16 protein-coding genes and 4 pseudogenes are annotated in these 21,495 nt (G+C 55.8%); 8 read left to right on the top strand and 12 right to left on the bottom strand.

Features of this window, described 5'->3' with window-relative positions; genetic code table 11:
• Nucleotides 1-834: 834 nt before the first annotated feature.
• Nucleotides 835-1,176, bottom strand: coding sequence for a helix-turn-helix domain-containing protein (locus M1B34_RS10320; protein WP_191958665.1), 342 nt, complete (start codon nucleotides 1,174-1,176; stop codon nucleotides 835-837).
• Nucleotides 1,177-1,385: 209 nt separating this feature from the next.
• Here M1B34_RS10320 and M1B34_RS10315 point away from each other — a divergent pair, with 209 nt between their 5' ends.
• Nucleotides 1,386-1,643 (top strand): hypothetical protein, encoded by a 258-nt coding sequence (locus M1B34_RS10315; RefSeq protein ID WP_268265050.1) that lies wholly within the window; start codon nucleotides 1,386-1,388, stop codon nucleotides 1,641-1,643.
• A 266-nt stretch (nucleotides 1,644-1,909) separates the two neighbouring features.
• Here the strand turns inward: M1B34_RS10315 and M1B34_RS10310 are convergent.
• The 11 genes and pseudogenes from M1B34_RS10310 to M1B34_RS10260 all read right to left on the bottom strand — a co-directional run.
• Nucleotides 1,910-2,314 (bottom strand): annotated as a pseudogene (locus M1B34_RS10310) (single-stranded DNA-binding protein); the annotation flags it as partial.
• A 12-nt stretch (nucleotides 2,315-2,326) separates the two neighbouring features.
• Nucleotides 2,327-2,839 carry a DUF3158 family protein gene (locus tag M1B34_RS10305; RefSeq protein WP_268265049.1) on the bottom strand — a complete coding sequence of 171 codons (513 nt, stop codon included), beginning with the start codon at nucleotides 2,837-2,839 and terminating at the stop codon, nucleotides 2,327-2,329.
• Nucleotides 2,836-3,590, bottom strand: a pseudogene (locus tag M1B34_RS10300) (PFL_4669 family integrating conjugative element protein). The gene M1B34_RS10305 and the pseudogene M1B34_RS10300 overlap by 4 nt, the downstream one beginning before the upstream one ends.
• A 222-nt stretch (nucleotides 3,591-3,812) precedes the next feature.
• The gene (locus M1B34_RS10295; RefSeq protein WP_268265048.1) at nucleotides 3,813-5,003 is read right to left on the bottom strand and encodes an STY4528 family pathogenicity island replication protein; all 1,191 of its coding nucleotides are present in this window, start codon (nucleotides 5,001-5,003) and stop codon (nucleotides 3,813-3,815) included.
• Entirely contained in the window at nucleotides 5,000-5,548 is a 549-nt protein-coding gene (locus M1B34_RS10290; protein WP_268265047.1) for a DUF2857 domain-containing protein, read from the bottom strand. The genes M1B34_RS10295 and M1B34_RS10290 overlap by 4 nt, the downstream gene beginning before the upstream one ends.
• The gene (locus tag M1B34_RS10285) at nucleotides 5,545-7,113 is read right to left on the bottom strand and encodes a ParB family protein (protein ID WP_268265046.1); all 1,569 of its coding nucleotides are present in this window, start codon (nucleotides 7,111-7,113) and stop codon (nucleotides 5,545-5,547) included. Before M1B34_RS10285 ends, M1B34_RS10290 begins: the two co-directional genes overlap by 4 nt.
• Nucleotides 7,114-7,123: 10 nt before the next feature.
• A complete protein-coding gene (locus M1B34_RS10280) occupies nucleotides 7,124-7,336 on the bottom strand; it encodes a hypothetical protein (RefSeq protein ID WP_268265045.1) in 213 nt (70 codons plus the stop codon).
• An 85-nt stretch (nucleotides 7,337-7,421) separates the two neighbouring features.
• Nucleotides 7,422-8,264, bottom strand: a complete 843-nt coding sequence (locus M1B34_RS10275; protein WP_268265044.1) for a ParA family protein — start codon at nucleotides 8,262-8,264, stop codon at nucleotides 7,422-7,424.
• A gap of 4 nt (nucleotides 8,265-8,268) precedes the next feature.
• Nucleotides 8,269-8,499 (bottom strand): AlpA family phage regulatory protein, encoded by a 231-nt coding sequence (locus M1B34_RS10270; RefSeq protein WP_220224030.1) that lies wholly within the window; start codon nucleotides 8,497-8,499, stop codon nucleotides 8,269-8,271.
• A gap of 204 nt (nucleotides 8,500-8,703) precedes the next feature.
• Entirely contained in the window at nucleotides 8,704-9,363 is a 660-nt protein-coding gene (locus M1B34_RS10265; protein WP_268265043.1) for a hypothetical protein, read from the bottom strand.
• A gap of 180 nt (nucleotides 9,364-9,543) precedes the next feature.
• Complete coding sequence (locus M1B34_RS10260; protein WP_268265042.1) at nucleotides 9,544-10,524, bottom strand: AraC family transcriptional regulator; 981 nt, start codon at nucleotides 10,522-10,524, stop codon at nucleotides 9,544-9,546.
• Between the two features lie 316 nt (nucleotides 10,525-10,840).
• Between M1B34_RS10260 and M1B34_RS10255 the strand changes: the two are divergent.
• From M1B34_RS10255 to M1B34_RS10235, 7 genes and pseudogenes are all read left to right on the top strand, one after another.
• Nucleotides 10,841-11,566 (top strand): annotated as a pseudogene (locus tag M1B34_RS10255) (IS5 family transposase); the annotation flags it as partial.
• Nucleotides 11,567-13,653: 2,087 nt separating this feature from the next.
• Nucleotides 13,654-14,910: a multidrug efflux RND transporter periplasmic adaptor subunit MexE gene (gene mexE / locus M1B34_RS10250; protein WP_268265041.1), complete on the top strand. Its 1,257-nt coding sequence runs from the start codon at nucleotides 13,654-13,656 to the stop codon at nucleotides 14,908-14,910.
• Nucleotides 14,911-14,925: 15 nt separating this feature from the next.
• Entirely contained in the window at nucleotides 14,926-18,105 is a 3,180-nt protein-coding gene (locus M1B34_RS10245; RefSeq protein ID WP_268265040.1) for an efflux RND transporter permease subunit, read from the top strand.
• Nucleotides 18,102-19,522, top strand: a pseudogene (locus M1B34_RS10240) (efflux transporter outer membrane subunit). The gene M1B34_RS10245 and the pseudogene M1B34_RS10240 overlap by 4 nt, the downstream one beginning before the upstream one ends.
• Nucleotides 19,523-19,562: 40 nt before the next feature.
• Nucleotides 19,563-19,742, top strand: coding sequence for a cyd operon YbgE family protein (locus M1B34_RS34040; protein ID WP_425273505.1), 180 nt, complete (start codon nucleotides 19,563-19,565; stop codon nucleotides 19,740-19,742).
• 157 nt (nucleotides 19,743-19,899) lie between these two features.
• Nucleotides 19,900-20,289 (top strand): DUF2946 family protein, encoded by a 390-nt coding sequence (locus tag M1B34_RS34035; RefSeq protein ID WP_425273504.1) that lies wholly within the window; start codon nucleotides 19,900-19,902, stop codon nucleotides 20,287-20,289.
• Nucleotides 20,290-20,448: 159 nt separating this feature from the next.
• The gene (locus M1B34_RS10235) at nucleotides 20,449-21,468 is read left to right on the top strand and encodes an AraC family transcriptional regulator (protein WP_268265039.1); all 1,020 of its coding nucleotides are present in this window, start codon (nucleotides 20,449-20,451) and stop codon (nucleotides 21,466-21,468) included.
• Nucleotides 21,469-21,495: the final 27 nt, after the last annotated feature.

The following is a 21,495-nucleotide window of genomic DNA, read 5'->3' as shown; positions in this document are numbered from 1 at the left end:
AGGTTGGGTAAGGTGAAGACGCGCAGTGAACTATTCACCACCGGTAAGCCGGTAATGATCAGCGTGATACATCTAGGGAATAGCAGCGCAGCAGAGGAGCGTCTGCGGGGGATCCGAAGGTCTGGAGTAGTGGGCATTCATCACCGCCGAAGCAGCAATCGTACGAGCCTCCGAACGCTGATCGTACTTGGGGTAAACCACCACATAAGTGGCGTAGCCTTGAAGGTTCAAGCTACCTGGGCTGGGCTGTCAACGACAGCGAACCATGTTCTTTGTATATGCCCGTCACAGGGGGGCGTCAAGGCGCTGTAACTCGATTTTTTATGGCCAGAATACACTGGCAGTTGTTGGACAGAAGAAAGTGAAGAGTGGGCCTGGCGGTGAGCCAGGCGAGGAAGATAACAGCCACCTTTGGTGGTCAGACGCCGTCGACAAGTGCCTCGTAAAACTTGGTTTAACTGCGCCATGAGTCACCAACCGACCCTTGTCGTGGCCTGGATCGAAAGCTGCTGGCACGCATCCGCGCACAAAGGGTGCCCAGTGTTTCCCCGGTGGGCGCCGGGACTGAAGGCGGTCGCCGCAGCGGATGACCGCTATTACCTGTTAGAGGCAACAGTGGTCATCCGCCACCTCGACCCGGTCGAGCACAAATAGGAATAAAACTCTCTAGAGGAGAGGGCTCCGAACTCAGGGAGTCCGACCGAGCTACCCGGAGCGAGTCGGTCTTGGGCCGCCGTTGGCGATGATCCAGGTGCACTACAGCAAGGAAGGCGGGGCGACGTCAAGGTAGAGAATGCCAGTAGCACTCTCTGGATCAAATGGGAGTGAAAACGGTTACTTGCTGCCGAGATGAGTGGCCAATTGCTCGACGGTCGCCAGGATAAAGGCACGGTCACTTTCTTTCAGGTCACTCAACAGGCCGGAGATCATGTTGGCTTGATCGATGGGGCGATTGCTTGACTCGGTGAGCAACTCGTCCATTCGGCAGTCGAAAATCTCCGCCAGTTGCATCAGTTTGATTACGGACAACTCCACCACTCCCCGCTCCAGTCGCGATATGGCTTCACTGCCGATTCCCATCCGCTCCGCAACCTCTTCTTGAGTCAGATTACGCTCGGTTCGGTGCTTCGCGATCATGCGTCCGATTTGGACTTGAGTTGGATGTTTATGTGCCAAGGGTTGAGTTCTCCAGTTCAACCCGAATGGTTGAGCAAAGACTCGTTGACATGAACATCCCTTAAGGTTGAGTCTCAACTCATTGGGTTGTTATCATGACTGAAATAGCCATTCACCGCGACGCTGCTTCAATTCCCCTAGGATTTAGTGGTCGGGATGGTCAGTGAGAATGGATGAGTTGATTAGGCGAATCAGAGGAAACGCTGCGTATGGAAGAGAAGAGCAAATACGGCACAGATGAGATTTGGGACAGGACAATGGAGTTGTTCATCAGCATCCATGATTTCCCTGAAAATCCTGAGCACTTCAACAGCCTTGTCCATTGGCTCAACGAACATCCAGCCCACCTGCAGGCCTTCAATGAACTGGGGAAAATCTGGATGGCGACGGGCGTTGCCTTGGCCCGAGAGGTCGGGCGGCCCCTAACCGAGTTAGAGGGAGTTCTGTTACCACTGATGGTGCACTGACCGAGGCTGAGTGATGTCTTTGGGTACTGAAACGGTTACTTGGAGCGTCCTTCAGGCAGCGTTCAAGTGCGCTTTCGCTGGCGAGGTTGCGTCGGAACCTAAGGTCTCTAAACAGGGGGTATTTTCGTTTCGGCATCGGCTAAAAAAGCAATGAGCTGTTTGTTCTCCACGTTGTTGCTTGGGAGGCAGGACGGATCATCACGAAAGGTAAGTGACCACCGTCCTGAAGGCTCACGAAAGGCGGCATTTTTTATGCCGAAATTGCGTCAGGCTGTGCCTTGGTCATCGGCTTTTTCGGCACTTATTTGTTTAGCAGGGCGCTCCTTCATGACCGTGCTGAGCACCCGGTGAGGCAGGATTCCAACTCGGCGCGCTTCGATCTTGAAGGTCACCCTTGTGTTTTCTTCACTGTCCTCCCACTCATCCCGCACCGTGCGGCCTTCGACCAGCACTCGCATACCTTTCTGGTACAGCGTGCTCCAGTGTTCGGCGTCCCGGTGCCAGAGCTCGACCGGCGCCCAATAACCCCCTCGGTCTTCATAACTACCATCACGCGGTACTGGGTTGTCGAAGTACACATTCAGCCTCAACAAGCGTCGAGGCTCGTCATTGCCTGAGGCAAACTCCTGGAATTCTGGCGCACTGCCGATGTTGCCTTCGCCGACAAAAAAAAGTGCTCATTGTCATACCTCCACTGCTGTTTTGAACTGGCGCAGTAGCTGCTCGGCACTGCCCATTTTGATCGCGCAGGTCGTGGCCTGGCGGTAAAGTGAATGCACCACACTCATCTGTAAGTTCAGAGCAATGCGGTCGTATTCGATGCGCTGCAATCTCTCGCGTACGGCCTGCGACAGGGCTTTGTGGGAGACTTGGCGCTCCCAGACCGTAACCCCCATGCGGGTAAAATCACGGGTGCGCCAACGCAAAAAGCTGCTGCCCGCGCCAGTGTTCTGCAGCACCAATCGAATGTTCAGCAGTGAGACGGGGGGCTGTGCTGCCTGCTGCACGGAAACCTCCATCAGATGACGTAACTGCGCCTCGATCTCCTTCGCAACTTGCGCCAGGTACTCCAACTCCCCCTTACCCTTAAAGGGCCTTAAAAGGCCTTTTAGGGAGGCAGCGTGTTCGAGTTGTCGATAGGTATTCTGTGTCAGCACTTCGAAAGCTATGGGTTGAACTGGGAGCAGGGGATTCATGCATCGTCCTCCGGTACTCCCACTGTTACAAAGGACTCTCCCTGGTCTTCGGCTGAGTCGTTAGGGGCATCTACCGTTACCGCCCCCTGGCGAATGATCGGCGGCGCAAACTGGGAGCGGTGATGTCCTTCAAGGATGTCCGTGGGGGGGAATCCAAATTTCTCGATAGCCGCCAGGGCGCGGGCGTTGTTGGCCGCCATGTCATCGCGGGTGACGCCGGCATTTCGATAACGCTGCGCCTGGCCGAACAAGCTGCGCAGCAAGTGAGCACCGTCGTCGATCCAGGCCTCCATGTCCCTGCGACCGATCAACGCGGTGTGATGGGCCAATAGGGTCCGGCGCACCAGGGTGTCGTAGTCGGTCAGCAGATAGACCGCGAGAAACCCCAACTGACTGCCGATGTACAGCGGCAAGGTGACGGGGTGGATGTTGAGGTTGTCACTCATATCGATCTGGGTCGCAGGTCCTGCCTGATTCGATTCAACTGCTGGCTCAGTTCCAGCATGCCGTTCTTGGCCTGCGTCAGTTTTTCTTCGAGCTGTACGATGGCCCAATCGGCATAGGGGTCGTCCTGGGCGGCAGTTTGTTTGATTAGGTTGGTGACACTGATGTAGCCCGCCATCCCCATGATTGAGTGAGCGCCTTCGCGTGCAGTCCGGCCTTGCCAGATTCGGGCGGCGTGGTGCGTGTGCAGGGTCAGGCTGATGCTGCTGCGCAACGAGCCCAGGTTGAGTTGGTAGTGATCGGCCACGGTGTTGTCCTCGCAAAAGCTTGGACTGGAACGTTGCGACAGAAGAGAGTTAGGGGCAGCCAAAAAGCTGAATGCGGTCTGTTCGGTTTGGTGAACGAGGGCTAATTACTGATGCCTATGCTCATGGGAAGGATGCCCTTATTGTTCCCTAAAAATTTCATAGTTTGGTCCGACGTGTTCGTCGATTGGAACTCCATGGTTTTGATGCCACTGGCATCAAATCTACTGACTGCCACCGCGCTTGCCGCGCAGTTGGCGCAATTCATTCAGACAGGCTTGGGCAACGGCAGAAGCGGGTTCGCCCTGTTGCCGAGATGGTCGCGAGGGGGGAGGTGAGGGTGATTCTGCAATGGATGCCGGTTCGGCCTGACCTGCCCAAGGATGAAAGTCTCCTTTCAGCGCCCGCTGGATCAGTCCCATCAGATAGGCCGCTGGCTTGCGGACATTTCCTGCTGTACAGCGTGCCCCCGCTTCGTTGAGCACCGCCTGCCGATCCGCAGGTTTGAGCTTGTTCAGCGCAACGGCTACGGCCTGACGCTCGCTTGGGCTCAGGTGCAGCGCCGCGGGCCATTGCAGGTTATCCTCCGCTGGGGTCGCGCGCGGTACAGTACAAATACTTTCTTTTAATACAGTACCGGAGGCGTTCGGATTCCGGACGGTGCCGGAAACACTGGCGTTCAGTCCCGGTTCGGACTCCGAACGAGGGCCTGCACGATTCCGAACGCTGTGATCTTCCCCCAGTTCGGAATCGCGCAGCGCGGTATGCGTTGCCTGATCCAATCCTTGCTGTGTCCAATGTTCGCCCCAACCGTCGATCCGCGTCGGTAACCGATCTCGATCAATATTCGTGTCCCGACGGATTTCCTCTACAGCGTGCTGAGCAACAATGCGCACGGCCTTGGTCGCATGACCGAGAGCATGTCCGACCAGCTCCAGGTAATCCTGATCCAGTTCCATTGCCTCGGCGGGGGTTAACGGCTCATCGTGCAGAACGTACAGAGAACCTTGGAGACGTCCGCTGAGCTGATCGCGTCCGCGACTCACCAAACTGAGCCAACGCGTCAACCTGAGCATCATCAACACCCGAGCAATGGTTTCACGGGAGGTTGACGCGCTGTAGGGCACGCTCGACAGGTAAGGCTGTAAATCTTCGTAGCGTGGCGTGACCATGCCTTGGCCTTGGAGCATCAGTCGAAACACTTGCCAGGCATTACGTTCCAGCGGCGTCAGCCGATTATCCAAAAGCAACCGACGCGGCACGACTTCGTGTGACTGGCCGCTGAACAGAAAGCCTGCTTGTAGCGCCTGGTTGGAGGGATGTTCAGTGGCGGTGCGTACTGGCCAACGCTCACTCAGTTGCTGAGTGCATTGCTGCAGGACACGTTGCCAGCGAGAGGAAGGGGCGTTGTTCATGTACCGTCACTGTACTGGTCAACTTGCTGCCACACGATGGTCAAGCTGATCTGTTGTTCTTCGGCCAGCATCATCATGGCGTCGAGCTGATCCTCGGTACTGTCCTGAGCCCGCAGTTGGCACCAACGCTGCCAGAGTGCATGTTCCTGGGCTTCACTCAAGTTATGAGGTCGACCCTTGCGGGTTTCTATCTTGAGTAGACGTCGACGCAAGGCGGTTTCCGAATGCGCCAAGCCAAAGCACTGATACATGATGGTGCTGCTGGCGCCCAGTTTGAGCGCTCGATTGATCATTCGCTCGTTCTGCTCATCACGTTCGGCGTGCTCTATCAACCGATGCAGCACCGGCGAGTCAACCTTGATCTCGACCCAAGACACAGTGGCATGGGCCAGGTGCGACAGCGTGGTGGGCGGTAAGGATTGCAACAGATAGATGTCGTCCTCACTCAGTCCAAGTGCCTTGCAGCGTTGCAGATTACCCAGGCGCAGCTCATACAGCACCTGGGTCAGCATGGCTTGGTTGAGGACATTGAAGGACAGGCTCATGGCAGCATCTCCTGTGAGTTGTTTTCATGGGCAAGCGTTAAGTCGATCAAGCGGCGGGCCAAACGGATGAGACGATACAGTTTGATTAACAAACTGTCGGGCAATCGTTCGAGACCTACATCGATGACTGGACGGTCTAGCAGGGGGACTTGGTAAACCCCCAGCAACAGTTGTCCGAACAGGGCTGAGGGTAGTTGCTTGCGATCCTCCCAGTTCACGTCGTCTTGAGCGCGCAACAGAGCCAGGAGCATTAGGTGAACGCCTGTCGCTCTTGGCGCGGCGAGATCAAGCCGTTCGATGTCCAGAGCGAAGCCCAGGCCAAGCGGCTGATCGATGATGCTCTCTGGATACCCGGCATAGGCCGCCATTTCCCGCGCCAGTTTGGCGATGGCTAAGCGCAGTTGTTCGGGGCTATCCAGTGCTGGTGCAATGCCCCAGATGTCGTCAGTCGTGCAGGCTTCGATGAGCGATGCTGCTTCGGTGGCTGTCTCGCGGTCGATCTGTTCGCGAATCTGTTGAATGCGTGACGGAGGGCTGATTGCTGATACGGCATCCGTTTCGGGTGCAGTGAGCAGTTCCTCCTGCGAAGTTTCAGCTTGGGTTTTGGTCTCTGTTGATTGGGGGCGTGGCTCGGAGGAAGGGGAGCCTGCCGGGGCTTCATCAACGCTTGGCGGATGGCTGTTCTCAAAGCCAGGCGTCGAGATGACTCGTTGGGTATCGCTCAGCTCCAGGGCCAACATACGGGAGGACTGTCCGAGCAAGCGGCTCATGCGTTCAAGCAGTTCATCCTGAAGCTGCTCAAGATCTAAGGACTCGGGTTCGGCATCAAAGTCGCCCAGGGTATCAAGCCAAAACTCGGCGAATACAAGGAGGTCGGTTGGATAGCGGTTCCAGGTTCGTTCGGCCTGGCTACGTAAAGCGATCAGGCGTTCGATCTGGGGCTTACCCAATCCTGCATACAGGATTTGTGGAATCGCGGGCAGTAAGTGTTCGAGGGTGTCCAGCATCCGGCTGATGTGCGGCTGAGAAATCGGATAGCCTCCAGCAACAAGACGTCGTGCCAGTTCTCGTTGTGAGAGCACAACTCCTTCTGCTTCGAGCATCGTTTTGAGTTTAGCCACGGCGAGCGCACGTTCGATGAAGGTGAGTTGGCCGTGCAGATCGCTTTCTGCCAGATGGCCGAGCAGGGCAGTGATTTCATTGGTCCAGGGGCGGAACAGGCAATGAATGCGAAAGAAGCGCTCGTCGCGGGTTTCCTGCCACAGTTCGCCGAGAATCGTCAAACGCGTGTTACCTCCATTGCGGATGATGAAATAGGTTTCACCCGGGCGACGGGTAATCGGCGGTGGTTGATCCAGCCCACGTTCACGGATCGAGGCCTTGATATCCTCATAAAGCGGATTCCGGATGAAACGCGGGTTGTGCTCGTAGGGCCGCAACTGCTCCAGGGTAATCAGCATAGGCGTATCCATGACTGGATCGGACAACCGCTCCAGTTCTGGACCTCGAGGGAAGTGGTCTTGGTACAGCTTGTCGGTCATTTCCTCCTGACTGAGCTTCTTCATCTGAGCAACCTCAGTTACGCCGGTTGTGCAAATGGTCGCCGACCTCGAACTTGATGATCTCGGCAGTTCCCGAACTTTCGAAGTGTCGGGAAACCTCTGCGAGGAACCACCCCATGTCCGAGCGCCCACCCTGCAGGCGAAAGACCACGGTGCAGTACTCTTCGCAAGGTGGGTGGGGTGGTCGAATGGAGGGTGGAACGATAATGGGCAGTTGATCCAACATCAAAAAACTCCTCGCCAACCGCTGTTGGCCTCAAGGTGAATCAAACCCAATGACTGGGTGAGAAATGCCGGCTGGGGGATTCGTCTCATTGATCCTCCGGGCGCTTGCTGACAGTAGAGATCGCTTCGCGCCATTCCGGAAACAACTCGATGGCCAGCGTTTGCATGGTTTCCAGCGCGGATGGCGAGCGTCGTTCGCGTGACTGGCGCGTCTCGATTCGGTGGACCGGTAGGCCGAGGGAAGCGGCATTGAGATACGCCACTCGGTCTGGAACTACGGTGTCTAGAACCGAGATGTTGGTAGCCTCAGCGAAGGTCTCGCGCAGGCCACGGATGATCATGCGCGTGTCAATCCGGATGCTATTCACCTGGTTCAGTAGCAATCGCAACGGGGGCGGTGGAATGCCCAGGTGGCGGAACGGTTCAAGCTCACTCAGCAGATTCAAGGTGCCGCGGCGCAGTTCGCGGGCGGCGAGCATTTCCGGCGTGATGGGAGAGAGGGCGAGATCGGAGGCCAGGATGGCCATCTCCAGTAGCACGCTACGTGCGCCTTGGGTGTCGATCAAAAGCAGGTCATAACTGGTACGAAAGGCTTCCAACAGATTGTGTAGACGCAATCGCCCGTCAGGGGCGTGCAGCAGCAAGGTACTCAGTCGGCCGTGATCATCGTTGGAGAGGATCAGGTCGAGACCGACAACCGTAGTTTTGGAAATTACCTGCTCAGAGTCTGTCAGGTTGAGTGCAATAAGCTCGTACGCGCCAGCGACAGCCTCATGGCTCAACGTGTAATAGCTGGAGAGGGTGGGTTGGCTATCCAGATCCAGTAGCAGGACACGCAGGCCAGCATCCGCGACAAGACCGCCGAGGTTGGCGGTCACTGTGGTCTTGCCTACCCCACCTTTGGTGGAAATCACCGATAACACGCGCATGGCATCAGCCCAGCTGCGCCAAGCGCTCGGTGACCCATCGCTCGATCTCCAGTGAGTCCCAGCCCACTGCACGCAATCCAATGCGCTTGGCTTGAGGGAATTTCCCTTCCTTCATCAGGTTGTAAATGTGCGCGCGCTTGAAGCCGGTTTTTCGTTCTACCTCGTCGCGCCGCATGATGTGGCGTTCGATCTGTGGTTGAGACATTTCAGCGATGGGTGAGGATTGATTGGACATGGTGGTCACTCCTAGCGCCAGTTGGCATTTGGTGGGAAGTGACCTGGATTCAATACCTGAAAATGAGATTAGTCATTGCAATGCAATTGACGTTATTGCAGTGCAATCCTTACCGCCTAGCTTGGGTAAGACTACGTCGGCCAGCCGCAAATTTTTCATCCAACGAACGCTTACTCAGCCCTGGAACATCGCCGTAGTGCGCGGTTATAGAATCGACAATAGATCTTGGCTATCAAAGATCGAATGACGTCTTCCGCTTTCAGAAGAGCCAAGCATGGTATTGACTAGTGCTCCAATAACGTTGAGAAAGCCGGCTTTACTCTGTCCGCTGATCTCTTTTGCCGAGTCGGCAAGCGAGCGAAGATTTTCTCGCTCCAATCCAGCAGCTGCCAGTTCTGCCATGAGCTCCTGGAGCTTTGTCTCGGTAGATTTTAGCTGCACCTGTAGGGCGTCCCTATCAGCTAGCAAAATCAAATATGTGCCGTAGCGTATCGATTCTTGGTCAGGTGTGATTTCGTGAAAAAGAAAAGAGGGACGCTCATCTGGATAGTGATGAAACATCCACGACTTTAGATCCGAGTGCCGGATGGTTAGCAGTTTGAGATCGACAGGTGTACCGGGTGAAACGGCGATGCCGAGCAACCCATAACGCAACTCCAGGTTTCGTACGGCATCCAGAATTTTCTCTAAGTTCTTGTATAAACAGGGCCATTGCGGGAAAGCCGAGATGAGGCGCTCAGGGTAATTCCACGTCAACTCGAGAATGCTAGCTTCGTAATTCACCAAGCCACACCAACGTATAGCCGCTTCGATGGGGCTGTAGAACAGCTTTTCAGCAGAGCTATGGGGATTAGGTCCGTACATAGAGGTAGCCTCCTATAAAAGGGCAGACCCGCTAGGTACTGTCTAAAGATCTACTGAAGTGACCTAGGCTTCCGTGCGGTTGCTGTCCGTTATTTCCCAGATGCTGAGCAAGTATTTTCCGTTCGGATTGAGTTGATCAGTCACTTTGGAGCTGCGCGGTTTAACCAACGCGTGGCGCGTCTAGTCGAGCCGCCCACTATTTTTCCGTGCGTGCTTGATGTCTTTCGAGGGTGGGGCTCCGAATCGCCGGGTATATTCGCGGCTGAATTGAGCGACGCTTTCATAGCCGACTCGCAACGCGGCGGTGTTCACGTCTACCCGCTCGATCAACATCAGGCTGCGCGCGGCTTGCAGCCGTAATGATTTTTGATATTGAACCGGGCTGGTGCCAGTCAGCTTGCGAAAATTGTGATGCAGAGTAGAGCTGGCCATGCCCGATAGTTCGGCGAGCTCGGCCACGTGCAGCGGCTTGTCATAGTGATGCTTTAACCATTCAATGGCTCTCACGATGGCCTTGTCTCGGTAACCATCACGAGTGACGCCGCGTAACCAATGGCCCGCCCCACTGAGCAGCAGCCGAACACATATTTCCCGTTTGATAAGGTCCGACATCAGCCCTGCTTCAAGCGGCCGTTCGATCAGCGTGGCGAGTCGAGCGAACGCGTCGAGCATCTCGCCTGACGCTATTCCGGCTGCGAACCCTCGCGCTTCAGATGTCATTTCTTGCTTTGGCGGTGCTTGGGTCTGGATCACCTCATTGAGCATCGAAAGATCGAGCTTCAACACAACTGCTAAATAAGGGGTTTGCTCGTTAGCCGCGGTAACGCGAGCCAGTGTCGGAATATCAACTGATGTGACGAAGAGCGCCCCCTGCCCGAACTCACAGACCTCTTCGCCGAAAGTGATCTCCTTCGCGCCCTGCAGAATGATGGCTACGCAAGGCTCATAAATGCAGTACGTGGGCGTACCTAGCTCGGCCATTCGATAAAAGGTCAGGTCTTGAATCGATGTTTTGCAGACCTCGTTCAAACCAATCTGCATGGTGACTTTTTCGATAAGCCGTCTGAGTGCCTGGAGGCGTTCGTTGGGCTGAGCGGGTTCGCTCAAGGTCATGGAATGTAGATGGCCGAAACCGAACTGCGAGAAGGAACCGCTCGTCATCACATGCGCTCCTATTTACTGAATGTTCAAGTCTGCTTAGAGTGCGTGACCAGCACAAGTGCATCGGCAGGATTGTGCAGAAAATATGGCGCATTATGGTCACCCGGCCAACCCTCGTTGTTCTAGTTTCTAATATGAAGACCGGCTTCGATGAGCCCGTGAACCCTCAGTCGCGAAAGGAACGCTGGATGGACAGACGAGATTTTCTTACCTATTCGGCGGTTGGTTACTGTTTGTTCGTTCTATCTCTTAAGGATTCTCCGAACAAGTCTTCAAATGTGCTGAAATACGTCCGACAACCTGATCCGAGCCGCCCATGCGCCAGTTCGCACGTCTGACCTTGAGCGCCCTGATCCCGGAAGACACCAAGATCATGAACTTCCGGCACTTGCTGGAGAAGCACAAATTGGCGCCTACGATCCTGGCAGTCATCAACGGTTATTTGCAGGAAAAAGGTCTGTCGCTGCGCCAGGGCACAATTGTCGATGCCACCATTATTCATGCCCCCAGTTCGACCAAGAACAAGGATGGGAAGTGCGATCCCGAGATGCATCAGACCAAGAAAGTTAACCAGTATTTCTTTGGCATCAAGGCTCATATTGGCGCCGATGCAGAGTCAGGATTGGTTCATCACGTCCATGGCTCCGCCGCTAATGTGGCTGATGTCACGCAGGTCGCCGAACTGCTGCATGGCGAAGAAAACGCGGCGTATGCGGACGCTGGATACATGGGTGTAGAGAAACGTGAAGAGCATGAAAATCGTAAAGTGATCTGGCAAATCGCGGCTCGCCGCAGCACCTATTCCAAGTTGAATAAACGCAGCCTGCTGTACAAGGCCAAACGCAAGATCGAGTACTGCAAAGCTCAGACACGAGCCAAGGTCGAGCATCCGTTTCGTGTGATTAAGCGGCAGTTTGGTTACGTGAAGGTGCGCTTTCGTGGGCTGATAAAAAACACGGCTCAGTTGACCACTCTGTTCGCTCTGTCAAACCTATGGATGGCTCGAAAACAACTGATGGGTATGGGCGAGTTTCGCGCTTAACACGGAAGACCGGGCGAAAAGGTCTTCAATACACCATGCATCATGCACTTTTCAGCAAATAGCGCTGCGTGCCGAGGGTATTTCGACTTGCCGCCGCCGCACGGCAATTTGATCGGAGCATCCTTAGATCAGTTTTCTGTCGTCATAACGGTCTTACTACGTCCGTTTTCGCTCAGCGGCTACTGACAGCTTGACGCCGGAAGAGTTTGATATACGAATCGTTCCACCGTTTGGTGAGGCTGCAGATGCCGAAGTTATTGGCGGGTATTAGGCGAAAGCTCTCGACGCATACTAGGCGATCAAGACGTCTAATAGTGAGGAAACCTTTTAGGGACTCATCCAGCAGCTAATATTTCCTGAATGACTGACGGCGGTTCAGATCTAAGGCGGCGGGATTCGAGGTTGACTATTTTCATATCTGGGGTGTGACAGCTTGTCACTCATTGGTTCGCTACTTTCATACGATGAGGGTACTGAAAAAGGCCGAATTGCTGGGCGTGATACAAGGCTGGAGACTTATTCAGTAAAAACTCCAGGTGAGCGTAGATGTTCACCTGTAGGTCGGTGCTGCCGGCGAAACTGTATTAGTCTTCTGCGACCCACGTTTGGTCGCGTCTCTAAATCTTGAAAGGGTAACTGATACAGCAATTATTTCTTCGTAGTTGCTAAAAGAAGATCTGGAAGATACTCAGGGGAGAGTTCGGGCTACTGTTAATAGGGGCGCGTATTGGGTGCCTTTGGCTTGGCACTCTTTTTTCGTAGACGGAGAAATTCGAGATTCAATCTCAATGAGCATTTCTCAGTACCGTAAAGTCAGCGAGACCTATCGGCGCTTATGCGTGAGGCCACTGGAAAGATAGAGTGTCTTTTTGTTTTTGGGTGTTAGAATTAGTTAAATTTTTTTGGGGTTTAAGAATTCGCTAGCATCAGGTTTATTTTAGCTTGATTTAGAACTATTACGATATTTTTTAGGCGTAAGAGAAAACTTTTTATGAGGCTCCTAATAATCTTTAATTTATTTATTTTGCTTGGAGTGTGTTCGATGTTGTTGCTGTGTTTTCTAGTGGGAATCCGGTTGCTCAGATTTATGAAATTTGCCAGCGCAGGAGCTTGCAGGTCAGTATTGAGGTTGTTATTTATCCAAGCGTAAATTCTGAAAATTGGCTATTTTTTGCTCCTGCAGTGTTAATGATGAGCTGAATTGATTTTCATCTCTGGGACGCTTTAGGAATACTATTAGATGACGCGCAATCTCAAATGCAGCAGAGTGGCCTCGATCCTTTTCTACTAACGCCAGTGCTAAATCAATTCCTGACGTGATGCCTGCAGATGCCCATACATTTTCATCATAATTAAATATAGGCCTGCGGCTGACCTTTACGGAAGGAGTTTTTTCGAGTTCATCATGGGCTGATCAATAGTAGTAACTTCTCGGCCATCCAGCTTTCCGGCAGCGGCAGCGGCAAGGGAAAATATGCCAGTGCATACTTAAGCTAATTGGGTGGATTTATCTGTATGGGTTACAAAGTGTTAAAAGATTTTGATATTTGCAAAGATTATGTACGCCGGAACTACCGAGCAATATTAGCGTTTCTCGCTGAAAAATTTGAGAGCGTATCATTGGTTTTCGTTAATGCTTGGATGGAAACCGAATAAGGTTTCTGATCAAGGGGCACTAGATAAACGACGGAGATAAATACGTCCAAAGCGCCAGCTAAATCAAGCAGGCTGACATCGGGGTAGATAATAAATTATATGGGCTCAGTAGGCGTGTTCGGCTGTTTCTTAGCAACAGTGGGTGAGGGCGCTGATAAATTTGGCTGAAAACGTCAACGTTTTGTCTCTTTTTAGTCTGAGCGTTCAGTTACAGTGTTTTCGTAAGTTGATGCTTTGCTTGTCGCATTAGTTACTGGCTGTGGGGAATGACTAAAAATGTTTAGTCGTAAGGTACCGTCTTTGCTTTTTTATTTTTGACGAGTTCGGAGTTTGCTATATGTCGTGCTTCATGAAAAGCGTCATGGGGTTTGAGGCGAAAAGAGTCCATGGATGATTATTTTCAATTGATACAATTACAGGGCTAATGAACCATGGACCAGTCACTCAAACTCTTGCGGTATCCACTCGCGGCCTTGGCTGTGTTGGTGATGAGCGCTTGCGGTAAAGCCCCGGAAACCACCGCCAGCATGCCGGCCGCCAAAGTCAGTGTGGCTAAGGTGCTGGAGCAGCCGGTCAACGAATGGGACGAATTCACCGGGCGACTGGAAGCCCCAGAAACCGTTGAAATCCGCCCGCGGGTTTCCGGCCAGATCGATCAGGTGGCCTTCACCGAAGGCGCCCTGGTGAAAAAGGGCGATGTGTTGTTCCAGATCGACCCGCGTCCATTCCAGGCTGAAGTGCGCCGCCTTGAAGCCTTGGTCGCCCAAGGCCGGGCCAACGCCACCCGCAGTGAAAACGAAGCCCAGCGCGGTGAGCGTTTGCGTGCCAGCAACGCGATCTCCGCCGAACTGGCTGACTCGCGCACCAGTGCGTCCCAGGAAGCCCGCGCCGCCGTTGGCGCGGTCCAGGCGCAACTGGACCTGGCCAAACTCAACCTGAGCTTCACCCGCGTCACCTCGCCTATCAGTGGCCGCGTCAGCCGTGCGCAAATCACCGCCGGCAACTTGGTCACCGCCGATATCACGGCCCTGACCAGCGTGGTTTCCACCGACAAGATCTATGCCTACTTCGATGCCGACGAACGTGTGTTCCTCAAGTACACCCAGCTCGCGCGCCAAGGCCAACGCGGCGCCACTACCCCGGTGTACCTGGGCCTGTCCAATGAAGACGGCAACCCGCACCTGGGCCAGATGAACTTTGTCGACAACCAGGTCAACCCGAAAACCGGCACCATCCGCGGCCGCGCGGTGTTCGACAACAGCGACGGCACCTACACCCCAGGCCTCTATGCGCGCCTGAAGTTGGTGGGCAGCGGCACCTACTCTGCCTTGCTGATCAACGATGAAGCCGTGGGCACCGACCTGGGCAAGAAGTTCGTCTTGGTGATGGATGCCGACAACAATTCCATGTACCGCACCGTCGAGTTGGGGCCGAAGATTGAAGGTTTGCGCATCGTGCGCAGTGGCCTGAACAAGGACGACACCATCATCGTCAAGGGCTTGCAGCGGGTGCGTCCAGGCTCGCCGGTCACGCCTGAAGTCATCCCCATGGCCAGCAAAGAAACCCTCGCCGCTCTGGCGCAACAACGACAAGCACTGGAAGCCAGCAACCTGCCTCAAGTCACGCCCGCCAAAAGCGCGCCTGGTACGGCAGTGAAACTGACCAGCGCTGCGACACCACGCGGTTAAGGGACGACAACTCCGATGAATTTTTCCCAATTCTTCATTTCACGGCCGATCTTCGCCGCGGTGCTTTCGCTGCTGATTTTGATCGCGGGTGCGATCTCGCTGTTCCAACTGCCGATCAGCGAATACCCGGAAGTGGTGCCGCCGACCGTGGTGGTGCGTGCCAACTTCCCGGGGGCCAACCCCAAAGTCATCGGTGAAACCGTGGCCGCGCCGCTGGAGCAGGCCATCACCGGCGTTGAGAACATGCTGTATATGTCCTCGCAGTCGACCGCCGACGGCAAGCTGACCCTGACCATCACCTTCGCTTTGGGCACCGACCTGGACAACGCTCAGGTGCAGGTACAAAACCGTGTAACACGGACCCAGCCGAAACTGCCTGAGGAAGTGAGTCGCATCGGGATCACTGTGGACAAGGCCTCCCCGAACCTGACCATGGTGGTGCACTTGACCTCGCCGGACAAACGCTACGACATGCTCTACCTGTCCAACTACGCGATTCTCAACATCAAGGATGAGTTGGCCCGCCTTAGCGGTGTGGGTGATGTGCAGTTGTTCGGCATGGGCGACTACTCCCTGCGCGTCTGGCTGGACCCGAACAAGATCGCGTCGCGCAACCTGACCGCTACCGATGTGGTGACCGCCATTCGCGAGCAGAACCGTCAAGTAGCCGCTGGTGCCTTGGGCGCACAACCAGCCCCGAATGCGACTGCCTTCCAGTTGTCGGTGAACACCCAGGGCCGCCTGGTCACTGAAGAAGAGTTCGAGAATGTCATCATTCGTTCCGGCGATAACGGCGAAATCACACGACTGAAGGATATCGCGCGGGTGGAGCTGGGATCCAACCAATACGCTCTGCGGTCTTTGCTCAATAACAATCCGGCCGTGGGATTGCCGATCTTCCAGCGCCCTGGTTCGAATGCGATCCAGATCTCCAACGACGTGCGCGAGAAGATGGCCGAGCTGAAGAAGAACTTCCCGCAAGGTATGGATTTCGCCATCGCCTACGACCCGACCGTCTTCGTGCGTGGCTCTATCGAGGCGGTGGTACACACTCTGTTCGAAGCCTTGATTCTAGTGGTCCTGGTGGTGATCCTGTTCCTGCAAACCTGGCGGGCCTCGATCATTCCGCTGGTGGCCGTGCCGGTCTCGCTGATCGGTACCTTCGCCGTGATGCACCTGTTCGGTTTTTCGCTTAATGCCCTGTCGCTGTTTGGCTTGGTACTGGCCATCGGCATCGTGGTGGATGACGCCATCGTCGTAGTGGAGAACGTTGAGCGCAACATTGAGCTGGGCCTGGAGCCCCTCCCGGCCACTCAAAAGGCCATGAGCGAAGTCACTGGTCCGATCATTGCCACGGCACTGGTGCTGTGTGCGGTGTTCATTCCAGCGGCCTTTATAAGCGGCTTGACCGGGCAGTTTTACAAACAGTTCGCCTTGACCATCGCCATTTCGACCGTGATCTCGGCGTTCAACTCCCTGACCCTGTCGCCGGCCCTGGCTGCCGTGCTGTTGAAGAGCCACGACGCGCCCAAAGACCGTTTCTCCAAGGTCTTGGACACACTGTTTGGTGGCTGGTTATTCCGTCCGTTCAATCGCTTCTTCGAGAAAGCCAGCCATGGCTACGTCGGCACCGTAACCCGTGTAATCCGCAGCAGCGGTATTGCCTTGGTGCTGTACGCGGGGCTGATGGTCCTGACCTTCTTTGGTTTTTCCAACACTCCGACCGGTTTCGTACCTGGCCAGGACAAGCAATACCTGGTGGCCTTCGCTCAACTGCCGGATGCGGCGAGCCTGGACCGTACCGAAGACGTGATCAAACGCATGTCCGACATTGCCTTGAAACAGCCGGGAGTGGAAAGCACCGCGGCGCTCCCAGGCCTGTCGATCAACGGCTTCACCAACAGCACGAACAACGGCGTGATATTTGTCACCTTGAAGCCGTTCGACGAGCGTAAAGACCCAAGCATGTCCGCCGGCGCAATTGCCGGTGCGCTGAACGGCAAATTCGGCGAAATCCAGGAAGCCTACATGGCGATCTTCCCGCCGCCGCCAGTACAGGGCCTGGGCACCATTGGTGGGTTTCGCTTGCAGATCGAAGACCGGGGCAACCTGGGTTATGACGAGCTGTACAAAGAAACCATGAACATCATCAACAAAAGCCGCAGCGTGCCGGAACTGGCCGGGCTGTTCACCAGCTACACCGTGAACGTGCCTCAGGTCGATGCCGCCATCGACCGCGAAAAAGCCAAGACCCACGGCGTGGCCGTCAGCGACATCTTCGACACCCTACAGATCTACCTGGGTTCGCTGTATGCCAACGACTTCAACCGCTTCGGTCGCACCTATCAGGTCAACGTCCAGGCCGAGCAGCAGTTCCGCCTTGAACCGGACCAGATCGGCCAGCTCAAAGTGCGCAACAACAAAGGCGAAATGATCCCGCTGGCGACCTTTATCAAAGTCAGCGACACCTCGGGCCCGGACCGCGTGATGCACTACAACGGCTTTATCACCGCTGAAATCAACGGCGCCGCCGCGCCCGGCTACAGCTCTGGCCAGGCCGAAAAAGCCATCGAGAAACTGCTCAAGGAGGAACTGCCCAACGGCATGACCTACGAGTGGACCGACCTGACCTACCAGCAGATTCTCTCGGGCAATACCGCGCTGTTCGTGTTCCCGCTCTGCGTATTGCTGGCGTTCCTGGTGCTGGCCGCCCAGTACGAAAGCTGGAGCCTGCCACTGGCGGTGATCCTGATCGTGCCGATGACCCTGCTGTCGGCCATTACCGGGGTGATCCTGTCGGGGGGTGACAACAACATCTTCACCCAGATCGGCTTGATCGTACTGGTGGGCCTGGCGTGTAAGAACGCGATTCTGATCGTCGAGTTTGCCAAGGACAAACAAGAGGAAGGCCTCGACCCGCTGGCTGCGGTGCTGGAAGCCTGCCGCCTGCGTCTGCGACCGATCCTGATGACCTCGTTCGCCTTCATCATGGGTGTGGTGCCCTTGGTGTTCTCCAGCGGTGCCGGTGCGGAAATGCGTCACGCCATGGGTGTGGCGGTGTTCTCCGGGATGCTCGGGGTCACCTTCTTCGGCCTGCTGCTGACGCCTGTGTTCTACGTCCTGATCCGTAACTATGTGGAACGCAGCGAAGCCCGCAAAGCCGCCCGTGCCCTGCAACTGGAGGCGCAACCATGAGCCTGAAAGTCTTCCTTCCGAGCCTGCTGGTGCTGGCACTCAGTGCCTGCGCCGTGGGCCCTGACTACCAGGCCCCGAACACCGAGGCGGCCCATATCACGGCCGCCACCGATGGCGCCGCCGGGCAAAAGAACTTTGACCGGGCACGCTTTGAAGGCATCTGGTGGCAGCAATTCGAGGACCCGATCCTCAACCAACTGGTGACCCAGTCGTTGCAAGGCAACCGCGAATTGCGGGTAGCCTTTGCCCGGCTGCGGTCGGCACGGGCGATTCGCGATGACGCCAGCAATGACGCCATGCCCACCATCACCAGCCGCGCCAGCAGTGACCAGGCCAAGGGCCAGATCCCTGGGCAAACCACCCGGCGCGTGAAAAGTGAGCGTTACGACCTGGGCCTGGACATGGCCTGGGAGCTGGACCTGTTTGGGCGTATCCAGCGCAACCTGGAAGCCAGCGATGCCGACCAGCAGGCTGCCGAGGCCGACCTCTACCAACTGCAAGTCAGCCTGATTGCCGAACTGGTGGACGCCTACGGCCAACTGCGCGGCGCCCAACTGCGGGAAAAAATCGCCCTGGCCAACCTGAACAACCAGCAGGAGTCACGCAAGATCACCGAAAGCCTGTGTGATGCCGGGGTCGGCGATCAGCTCGACGTGGTCCGCGCCGATGCGCGCCTGGCCTCGGTTGAAGCCAGCGTGCCGCAACTGCAAGCCGAACAGGCACGCCAGCGCAACCGCATTGCCACCCTGCTCGGCGAACGCCCGGACAAACTCACGGTGGACCTGAGCCCGGCGCAGTTGCCTGCAATTGCCAAGGCCTTGCCGATTGGTGACCCGGGCGAACTGCTGCAACGCCGCCCGGACATTCTCAACGCCGAACGCAAACTGGCCGCCGCCACCGCGCGCATCGGCGTGGCCAAGGCCGACCTGTTCCCTCGGGTCAGCCTCAGCGGCTTCCTCGGCTTTACCGCTGGGCGCGGTTCGCAGATCGGTTCCTCGGCAGCCAACGCCTGGGCGCTGGGCCCGAGCATCACCTGGGCTGCGTTTGACCTGGGGAGTGTGCGGGCCCGCTTGCGCGGCGCCGATGCTGAAGCGGATGGCGCCCTGGCGACCTACGAACAGCAAGTGCTGCTGGCCCTGGAAGAGTCAGAAAACGCCTTCAGCGACTACGGCAAACGCCAGCAACGGCTGATCTCGTTGATTCGCCAAAGCGAATCAGCCGCGCCGCCGCCGACCTGGCCGACATTCGCTACCGCGAAGGCACGGTGGACTTCCTAGTGCTGCTCGACGCCCAGCGCGAACGCCTGGCGGCTGAAGACTCCCAGGCCCAGGCCGAAGTCGACCTGTACCGCGGCATCGTTGCCATCTACAAAGCCTTGGGTGGCGGCTGGTCCCCAGAGACAGTCGCCAGCAAGTAACCAATAGAGCTCCTTTGGTTGGCCGCATCCAACCAAATTTTTGCCCCGCGCCCCATTCGGTCACGGGGGCTTTTTTATGTGGGGGATATGCGCAGGCTTCATCCACGGCATTGGTTTTCAATCAGCATCATCTTGGTTTCGACTGATGATCAGTTCTATTTTGGTCTGGCCACTGCTACTTGCTACCTACCTGATGTTGGCTATATTGCAATGGCGCTGAGACAGCAGTCGAGAGTGTTTTGCGCTAAAGATAGTTGCTGGACTGCGCAGCCTTTCGGCTTAATTCTAAGCTTCGTCAATATGCATTAAATATCCTGGCCTCCAGGGTTTTCGAACGCTGATTTCCCGTCGGCAAATCGAGTGCTAGAGTCACGACCATGGCCGTGGCTCAAACCAACCGTTCACTAATCGCTACGATGTTGATCGCTTGCATTTTGCTGGGCGCCTTTACCTGTGCCTTGAGGCACGCCAGCAGCGTAGGTCTTGATCTCGCGCTGGGTAAACCGCTGTTCTGTGCAAGCGTCAGCACGCCCGAAAATGTAGTGGAACTCAACAGCGGCGAGTCGTCCCAGGCGCATCCGGAAATTCCATTCAATTGTCCCTTGTGCTCGACCATTGGCCTCAACGTCGCTGTGATGTTCTGTCTCAGTTGGTTACTGCGTTTTTGCCTGTGTGCTTTGCCACCGCCATGGGTTGAACCCGATAAAACCCATCCGCATCATGCTTGGCCCCGCCTGAACCCTCGCGCATCCCCGCGCACTGCATAGCCGCTACCTCCTGAATTGACTGACGCCTGCACACAAAACAGTTGCCGGCCAGTCGACTGTGCCTGCTCCATCGAACATGGAAGTTGCCTATGTACGTTCGTCCTCTCCTTCTTGCGCGTGCGCGCATGTCCATTTTTGTGGCAAATCGGCTCAACGCCCATGTCTTGTAAAACCGGTACTGACGTTGCAGCGTATTCACTTACACCGCAACCCTATCGGGTGGCGGTGAACCATCCACGGCGTATCAGCCGTCTCGTCTCCGGTGGGGTACGGCAACAGCTCCCTGAAGAGCTTGGTGACTGCTGCTCAGAGCAGTTCAGCCTGGAGCGTGATTTGATTTTGATACGCCATCGCTATCACCCGGTCCTTGATCTAGTGGAGGAGGCCAGCCCAGCGGGTGACTTCGACATGCTGGGCATCACGTTCGGTATGCAAGGCAGCCTGGCTTATCAAGCAGTGGGTGGGCCTGCGCTATTCTTTCGAGCGGGATACACCACCGTGACGGTATTTCAGCGATCACTTGAGCACCTTAGCTTCGCAGCAGGCGCAACGGTGAACCAGTTGCGCCTGCTGGTGGGGGAGAAGACGTTATGCCGGTATGTCGGACAAGAGCACGCGCGAAGATTACTGGCGACCGGGAAACCGTGCCAACTGGCCCAGCGCAAGACTTCGAGTGCTAGCTCCGCGAACGCCAACGCGTTGGTGCGCCATCTCACCCACAACGATCACAACGTGCTGAATATTCATATCCATACCTTGAGTTTGCTGGCGGAACAGCTGGATTTTCTGGTGCCGAGTGCCAATCGGATGGCCCCGACCACACTCAGCCTGCCGGATATGCAGAAGGTGCAGCGGGTGCGTGATTTGATGATGGAGTACCTCGATCAACCCTTAACCGTCTCCTATCTTTGTTCAGCCGCCGGGTTAAGCGAATCAGGGCTGAAGGAGGGGTTCCATGCTGTGTTCAAGACCACGCCGCATCGCATGTTGCTGGAACTGCGAATGCGTCGGGCGCGGGTCTTGCTGGAGAGTGGCCGTCAAGTCGCACAGGTTGCCTATAACGTGGGCTACAAGCATCCGAGCAATTTCAGCGCGGCCTTTTCAAAGTTTTATGGGACGTCACCCAAGTCGGTATTCGCGGCTTTCCAGCAGCAATATCAAGACCCGGTAAACGCCTGACGAAAAACGTATGAAGCACAACGAATA

This window comes from Pseudomonas morbosilactucae (assembly GCF_023241715.1).
Classification (GTDB): Bacteria; Pseudomonadota; Gammaproteobacteria; order Pseudomonadales; family Pseudomonadaceae; genus Aquipseudomonas; species Aquipseudomonas morbosilactucae.
The sequence above is the reverse complement of the archived record's forward strand: the minus strand, read 5'-3'. Positions and strand labels throughout refer to the sequence as shown.